At 58.7% G+C, this 7,601-nt stretch carries 5 protein-coding genes; 2 read left to right on the forward strand and 3 right to left on the reverse strand.

Annotation, left to right across the window (positions count from 1 at the left end; all coding sequences use genetic code 11):
- Window positions 1-613 precede the first annotated feature (613 nt).
- The 3 genes from LG30_RS0117570 to LG30_RS0117580 are packed head-to-tail and all read right to left on the reverse strand — an operon-like array spanning window position 614 to window position 5,878.
- A complete protein-coding gene (locus LG30_RS0117570; protein WP_033131995.1) occupies window positions 614-2,614 on the reverse strand; it encodes an MtrB/PioB family decaheme-associated outer membrane protein in 2,001 nt (666 codons plus the stop codon).
- A 10-nt stretch (window positions 2,615-2,624) separates the two neighbouring features.
- On the reverse strand, window positions 2,625-3,590 hold the full coding sequence (locus LG30_RS0117575; RefSeq protein WP_033131996.1) for a DmsE family decaheme c-type cytochrome: 966 nt from the start codon (window positions 3,588-3,590) through the stop codon (window positions 2,625-2,627).
- A gap of 53 nt (window positions 3,591-3,643) precedes the next feature.
- Window positions 3,644-5,878: an OmcA/MtrC family decaheme c-type cytochrome gene (locus LG30_RS0117580; protein WP_033131997.1), complete on the reverse strand. Its 2,235-nt coding sequence runs from the start codon at window positions 5,876-5,878 to the stop codon at window positions 3,644-3,646.
- 385 nt (window positions 5,879-6,263) lie between these two features.
- Between LG30_RS0117580 and pdsA the strand changes: the two genes are divergently transcribed.
- Together pdsA and netB are read left to right on the forward strand one after the other, a co-directional pair.
- Window positions 6,264-6,839, forward strand: coding sequence for a periplasmic diheme shuttle PdsA (gene pdsA / locus LG30_RS0117585; protein ID WP_277604993.1), 576 nt, complete (start codon window positions 6,264-6,266; stop codon window positions 6,837-6,839).
- Between the two features lie 141 nt (window positions 6,840-6,980).
- Window positions 6,981-7,589, forward strand: coding sequence for an Nrf-like electron transfer protein NetB (netB, locus tag LG30_RS0117590; protein ID WP_033131999.1), 609 nt, complete (start codon window positions 6,981-6,983; stop codon window positions 7,587-7,589).
- Window positions 7,590-7,601 lie beyond the last annotated feature (12 nt).

Consider the following 7,601-nt stretch of genomic DNA (forward strand, 5'->3'; position numbering starts at 1 on the left):
GGGCAACGCCTATACCGTGATCAAGGAGGTCAGACCCCTGCCGTTCAGTCGGGACATGTTCTTGCAACTGGTGCTGGCCACCGTGGTCCCCTTCATGCCCCTGCTGCTCACCCTGTTTCCCTTCGAGGTACTGCTCGATCGCCTGATCGGGGTGATCTTCTGATACAGGGAGATCCGTGGTGGCCGTGCGCAGGAAAATCTCCTCGCCAGGCACAGGGACGCAGCCGGCGAAGTCCTGGATGCAAATCAGGGCCAGATCATGAGCAGGGCATCAAGAGGAGCGAGTCGAGCATCATGGGGAAGTGCTGGGGCAACGGGTCGATGAAGGGGCTATTGCACAATTTGAAATCAGAATGGGTCCCCGCGACGGGCTATCACGACTTGGCAGAAGCGAGGCGGGACATCCGCTTTGACCTGATGATCGATGACAGCGAGCAACGGCCCCATCGACACTGTGATGGGCTGCCGCCAACCAGAGTCGAAGAAGGCTTGAGTTTGCGCTGTGAGATGAGTCGATCACGGCATCTGCTCGGCGAGCGGGCCATTGCCCCACCCAAAAAAGAGGGGAACCGTCGTTCCCCTCCCGATCTATGCCGACAGACCTGTCACAGGCTCAAAACTTGTAGAGCCAGGAGACAGAGGTGAAGTAGGCGTTGTAGTCATCATCCAGGTCACCCATGCTGGCCTGTTCGCCGCTGAGCAGGAAGTCCTCCCCCTTGAAAGATTCATAGCGCAGATCCCACCGCAGCGACTGGTTCTCGCTGAGCGGGTAGGTGCTATAAAGCTCCACACGATGCTGCTCGCTGCGGTTGTCTTCATAATTGACCCCGGCGCTCGCGTTGGTCTCCCCCTTGCCGTAGGAGTAGCTGTAATCCAGACCCAGCTCGATATCGGACTCGGTCTTGTGGCTTATCCCGAGGCCGACGGTCGTCACGCTGTCGGCGATATCGGTGTAGTAGGGATTCCAGGTCGGCGCATCCGAGTTGGCATGGTTCTGACTGGAGGCGATCCACTGCTGGTTGAAGAACAGATGACCATCTGTTCGCTCACTCAGGCGATAGTTCAGCCCCAGATCGTAGCCATAGTCTTCCCCTTCGCTGCGACCGATGTCCCCCTCTGTATACTCGTCCTTCGCCCACCACATGTTGGCCGTGGTCTCCAGATCATCGCTGACCTGGTAGCTGACATCGGCCCTCAGCTCGAGCCGGTCGCGATCCGCCAGATAGAACGGGCGCAGGCTAGGGCCTGTGCCGTTGGATCCGTCATCACGACTCCAGTCGGAGCCATCACGCGTGCTGTAGGCCAGCTTGGCGTCGGCCTGCCAGGCGGCGGCCGGACGATAGACGGTCTTCACATAGAGGGTGTTCTCATCCACCTTCTCGCGATCGGCCGAGTCACGGTGCTGCTCAAGATAGTCGTAGCCACCGATAAGCTTCAAGCCACGGGCCAGGCGATAATCCGCCGCGAGCCCGAGCTTGGTGTGGTTGCGATCCGTGCTCTGGGGCTTCTCGCCGTTCAGCACCACGCTGCGATCCGATCGGTCGTCACGATCCCGGTATTCGGCGTTGGCACGCAGGGTCAGATCACGGCTCATCCGCCCCACCCAGCGGCCGTCGGCCTGGAAGGTTTCGATGTCGCCCTCAAACCCATCCCCCGCCGTGGTGGCGGTGAAGGCGTTGAAGCTGCCACTCGAGGTGGCGCGGTTGCTGAGCACACGACCGTTGAAGAAATGATTGCCCATCTGGTATTGGCCGGAGAGCGCCAACTGATGGAAATCATTGTTCGGCTCATAGGCTCGTTCGCTCTGGTTGGCGCCATCCTGGTAATAGAGCGCGGCATACTTCTCATTGCGGAACAGCGAGCCGTCATAGGAGAAGTCCACCAGCCACTGCTCGGCCTTATAGCTGACCCCCGCCTTGACCAGAGTCGTCTCCTGGCCCTCGACCGGCTTGGGCGCGAGCCCTGGTACGCTGCCGACCCCGGGCACACGGCTCATGTAGTTCGCCAACGTGCCCTCTTTTACTTCGTGGCTGAAGCTGGCATGGGGGCGCCAGGGGGATTTTGGCGTATAGGCCAGCCCCGCCGTCACCTTCTTGCGCATCACTTCCTTGTCGAAGCTCTCCAGGCTACCTGCGGTGAGCTGGTTGCCACTGCCGTGATAGACGGTCTTGCCATCGTTGCTCCAGTAGTAGGGCGTCTCGCTGTAACCGACGTTCAACCGCACGCCGTCATAGTTTCCCGTCTCCACGGCAAGCCCGAAGCGCTCGAGACCTACGTCTTTTGCCTTCAACTTGGTGTAGCTGCTGCCCTCCCCCTGCAGCCTGGCATCGGCATTGAAGATGCCGACCATGCCCTGCTCGTCGATGGTGGGGACCCAGTTGTTGAAACGACTGGCGCCATCGTTATCGGCGTAGCCGGCGCTGACCCCCATCTCACCGGTCCAGCCTTCGGCTTGCTCACAGCCGTTGCAAGCCCATTTCTTGGTCTTGGCTGGCTTGGCTTCTTGCAGGGAGTAACCGGAGAAGAACATCTCTTCGGACTGCTCGGTGACCGTTTCGGCGGCCTGGGCCGACATCGCGGCCAGCAGGGAGAGCCATAGCGTTGAATATTTCATGCTGTTCTCCTTACTCTCTCAAGGCGCGGCCATTGGGGTGGTTGCTGCCGTGGATCTGGTTGTGGCAATTCAGGCAACTGCCGCCGCGCGCTTTCAGGTCACCCTCCGGGATCTGCACGTTGGCGTGGGGCACCCGGTGACACTCCTGGCACAGCTGGGGCACGCGCTTGTCAAGCAGGGACTGGTTGATGGAACCATGAGGGTTGTGGCAGAGCGCGCAATCCTCGGTGACCGGCTCGTGTTCCCACAGGAAGGGGCCGCGTTTCTCGGCATGGCACTCGTAGCAGTTCTCGTTGACCGTCGGCTGTTTGAGGCTCGCCTCGTTCTGCGACTGGTGCGGATTGTGGCAACTGGAGCACTGCATGTCCCCGTTCAGGATGGGATGGCTGCTGCGCTTGTGCAGATCCGACTTCTCCTTCGGGTGGCAGCTGACGCAGGTTTCGGCCTGCTTCTTCTCGTCCAGCATGGGATCTTTCTCGACGTGCAGCGCATGGCAGCTGGTACAAGACACATCCTCGACCGCATGGGTGCTGGCGTGCCAGCCCATCTTGTCGGCTTCCTTGCTGTGGCACGAGAGACAGACGCTGTTCTGCTTCTCGACGGGGACCGGTGACTCCTTGCCAAAGGTGATCATGGGCTCCCGTTGCTGACCCTTGCGGGGGTTGCGGGCGTGATTGCCAACCGGACCGTGGCAGGCTTCACACTGCAGATCACTCATCGGGCTGCCAGGCACCCCGTTGTTGCCGTGCACATTGTGGAAAATGCCGGTAGCCGGTTTGTCCGACTCGGCATCATGGCACTTGAGACAGGTATCGGCCCCCTTGGGGGAGTATTTGCCTTCGGCAAACTTCTTGTCGAGCTGGGCTTCTATCTGCGCGCTCGCGTCTGGAGCCTGGTCTGCCGCCTGTGCCGCCAGCGGCAACAGACCAAACGCCAGGACACCCGCCCACAGCCACTGCGGGGTTTTCCATTTCATAATTGTTATTCCTCGACGATAGCGGCCGGGGGTTGCCCCCCGGCCTGGGGCGATCAACGGAAGTCGAACACCTTGTGTACCTTGTCCACACCCTGCTCCTGACCGATGGCATGGCAGGAGTCGCACTGCTCAACGCCGATGGCCGCTTCGGCAGTGTCGGCGCCAAACACGGCTCCGTTCTCCTGCATGTGGGAGGCCCACTCGTCACCGGCAACCGGTGTAGAGAGGTTGACGTTGCCAAGCTCGGACTTCAGGTGACAGGAGCCACAGGCAACCAGCGCCGGGCTGTAGAACTTGTTGGCTCTGGTATCTGCGTTGTCACCGATGCCGCCGACTGCGTTGTCCTTGCCAAAATTGGTGATTTTGCTCACCACGGAGGGACGAACGTTCTTCTGGTTGGGCAAGTTGAACTGCTCCTGGGTATGGCAGGATTCGCAGTTGTTGACCTTGCCCGGGAAGGGAATGAGCGCCTTGGCTTCATCCTCGGTCGCCGCATGAGCCGCCCCGCGGTGGGAACCCATCGCGTGGTAGGAGTGCACGTGGTACTTCAGATCCCCCGCCATGCCGGTATAGAAGGAGGCACGGTTGGCGTTATGGCAGTTGCCACACTGGTTGAAGTCGCGGGCAGCATGGTCATACGCGGTACCACCGAAGTGGATTTCGAAGTTCTTGTGGCAGTTTTCGCACAGCGCCTTCTCGACCCCCACCCCGAACTGGTAGCCATCAACCGGGTTGCCGTTGAGATCAAAGTGCGCCACCGGAATATTCGGCGCCGCGATGTACTCGAAATGATCCTTGGAGATCGTCTTCAAGCCATCCGCCGGGCACGCCTTCAAGCCTGCTGGCAAACCATCCAGCTCGGTCGCCTTCTTCTCGACACAGAGCCCCATGTCGGCGACGGTGATGGTCAGCACCGCATCGCTGGCAGGCACTGCCTCCAGGATAGGATCTGTCACACAGGTAAAGTCACCCGTCCCGCCGGTACAGTTCTTCAAGGTGATCGAGGAGTGGCTGTTGGGCAGCACCTGACCTTCGCCTTCATCCCAGTTGACCAGCAGGCCCGGGCTCATGTAAGCGATGTCTGACAACCGCTGCATCTCGATGGGGGACCCGCTCTCGCTGATAGACAAGCCAATGGTGACCTGCTTGGTAGCAACGTCATAGAGCGCGTGTTTGATATCGATCTTCAGGGTGGCGGCACCGGCCTGCATCCCCTTCAGACGATTCAGGTGAACGTTGGTCACCCCTGCGCTGGCGTGATCTGCATTGCCATCGGCGTGGCACGCACGGCAATCCTCACCGGTATGATGCTCTTTCACAGGTGAGGCGTAATCCGCGTGGCAAGCCTTGCAGGTCTGCTCGGTCGGCACTGTCCAGTCGTTGGCGTTTGGCGTGCTCGGGGTCGCGGGCTTGTGGCAGGTGTCACAGTTGCGCGGATCCTGCGGATAATGCCCACCCTTGGCCAGGGACGCATCCACGTTGTCCTTACCGGTGCTGTGGTACTTGTGTGCCAACACAGCCAGCGACATACGGCCGGTTTGGGTCGGGTTACTGTCGTTATGACAGGCGACACAGACCTTGGGATCGTTGCGGGTGCTGTGATGGATCGGCTGATCCATATGGCAATCACTGCAACTCTCCATCTCCAGAATGTCGCGCGTCAGGGCGGCGGTGCCACCTGACGGAACCCAGTCCAGGGTGTAGTTGATGAGCGGCATGGTGCTGCCCTCTTCGGCGCTGCCGAAGGTGACGGCCAGACGATGCAGCTTGCCGTCATCCCAGGCGATGATGCCGCCGTTATCGGCCGAATCGGTCGGATAGGGATCGAGCACATTCTTGAAGTCGATGGCGAACAGATAGCGATAGTTACCGTTGCCCAGATTCTCCAGGGTGCCCGCCGTGCTCTTCTCGAAGGTGGCCTTGGACTTGGAGTAGATGAATGCCTTCCAGATCGAGGGACCGGCAACGGGGCCCGTCGGGCCATCGACCACACGACCCGGGATCAGTTTGGTGACACTGAAGCTGATCTCGGTCGTCCCCACTTCCACCGGATTGCCCTGCGCATCCTTCAGACTGAAATCGACGGCAAGCTTCTCGGTGCTCTTTGCCGCGGCGCCCTCGGGTGCCGCCACACTGACAAAGACCGGCGCCTTGGCAGAGAAGACGACGGAGCCGGGATCACCCGGGGTCGGAGGAGGAGGATCATTCTTGTCGCTGTCGTCGCCGCCACCACAGGATGACAGGCCGAACAGCAGTGCCGCCGCCATTATTGCTTTCCAATACTTCATCGTTTTTATCCTTTTTATTTATCGCATGCCTTGTTTCATTGAGAGATATGAGCCAAGTCAAAGAAATTAAAAATACACCCCTAAAAAGACTCGATAGAAGACCTGTTTATTCACAAATCATTTCCATCTTGATTATATGGTTTATATATTGTCGATTGTTGATAAAGGTCCCAAAAAGTTATCTGCAAAACCAATACGCAGCCTGAGAATTAATTTTTCCTGTATAGGAGCTGAATGAGAAATTTCATTCAATTCAATAAGTTATATATTACATACAACTTTAGATCTCGCGGTGGCGTGACGTTTTATTTTACTTTTTGGATGTAAATTAATTGATAAAGCAATGTCAAAATTATGTACTTGAGGTACAGCTATGAAAATAAAAATGAAATATGAGCTTTTTGCTGCGTCGCTCTTGTTGGGATCTATGGGAACTGCGCACGCTAATATCGACTCTCTGCTCGAGTCATGTAATGCCTGTCATGGTAGCCAAGGGGTGAGCACCCACGCCGATATTCCCACCATCGCCGGTATTGCCGAAATTAACCTGGGGGATCAGCTGCGTTCCTACCTGGATGGCCGCCCGGCCAAGGTTGTCGACGGCAAAAACATGACCGATATCGTCAAAAAACTCAGCGAGGAACAGATCGATGAGCTGGCGGCCCACTACGCCGGGCTGAGCTATACGCCGATGAAGCAACCGTTTGACGCCGCCCTGGCCCAGACCGGCAAGAAGCTGCACGAGAGCGCTGGCTGTGAGAAGTGCCACACCGAAGGTGGGTCGCTGGTGGATGATGAAGCCTCCATCCTGGCGGGGCAGCCCAAGGGCTACATGCTGAGCACCCTGCAGGAGGTCAAGGCCGGCAAGCGCACCGTGGACGAGAAGATGGACAAGGCCATCTCCACCATGGGCGAAGCAGATCTCAAGGCGCTGAGCGAATTCTACGCAAGCAAGCAGTGAGTTAACGAGCCCTTCTAGTAAGACGCCCCGGCCCTAATTGGCTGGCGGCCCTGCCCGGGTACCGACCGTGAAAGGAGCGGCTTTCTGCTCCTTTTTTGTCAGCAGGCGGTACCGATGGATTGTTGAGACCGGGAATTTCATATGAATAACGTTATCAAGTGGGCGCTACTCACCTGCCTATGCCTGAGCCTGCCGCAGCTGGCGAATGCCGAGACGACCTCGACAGCCACGGCGACGGTCGCCTCGACGGCCGATGCTAATGCCAATGCCGATGCCAAAGCCAAGGCAGAGAAGAAGGTGGCTGCCGAGCGCAAGGCCGTCGCCCGTCTGGCCAACTGCAGCAAGTGTCATGACGGGGCCGAGGGAATGCACGGCAAGCATGCCAGCGTCACCAGCCCCAATACGGGTGAGACTGTCACCTGCACCAACTGTCATGGCAATGTCTCGGCCAAGCACCGCAAACAGCGTGGTGGCATGGTTGACGTGATGCGCTTCGGTGATGAGGCCTTCCCCCTCGATCAGCAGAACGGTGTCTGCATGAGCTGCCATGAGCCCGATGCCCTGCGCAAGTCGCTCTGGGCCCATGACGTCCATGCCAACAAGCTGGCCTGTACCAGTTGTCATGCGCTGCATCCGGCCAAGGAACCCATGGTCGGGATCGCCGAAAAATCCCGCATCAAGCTCTGTGTGGATTGCCATAGCAAGCAACATGCAGCCAAACAGAATGCTGCGGTCAAGGAGGGAGCATGAGCTGCTCTCGCC

Origin of the sequence: Aeromonas aquatica, assembly GCF_000764655.1 — a bacterium.
GTDB classification, from domain to species: Bacteria; Pseudomonadota; Gammaproteobacteria; order Enterobacterales; family Aeromonadaceae; genus Aeromonas; species Aeromonas aquatica.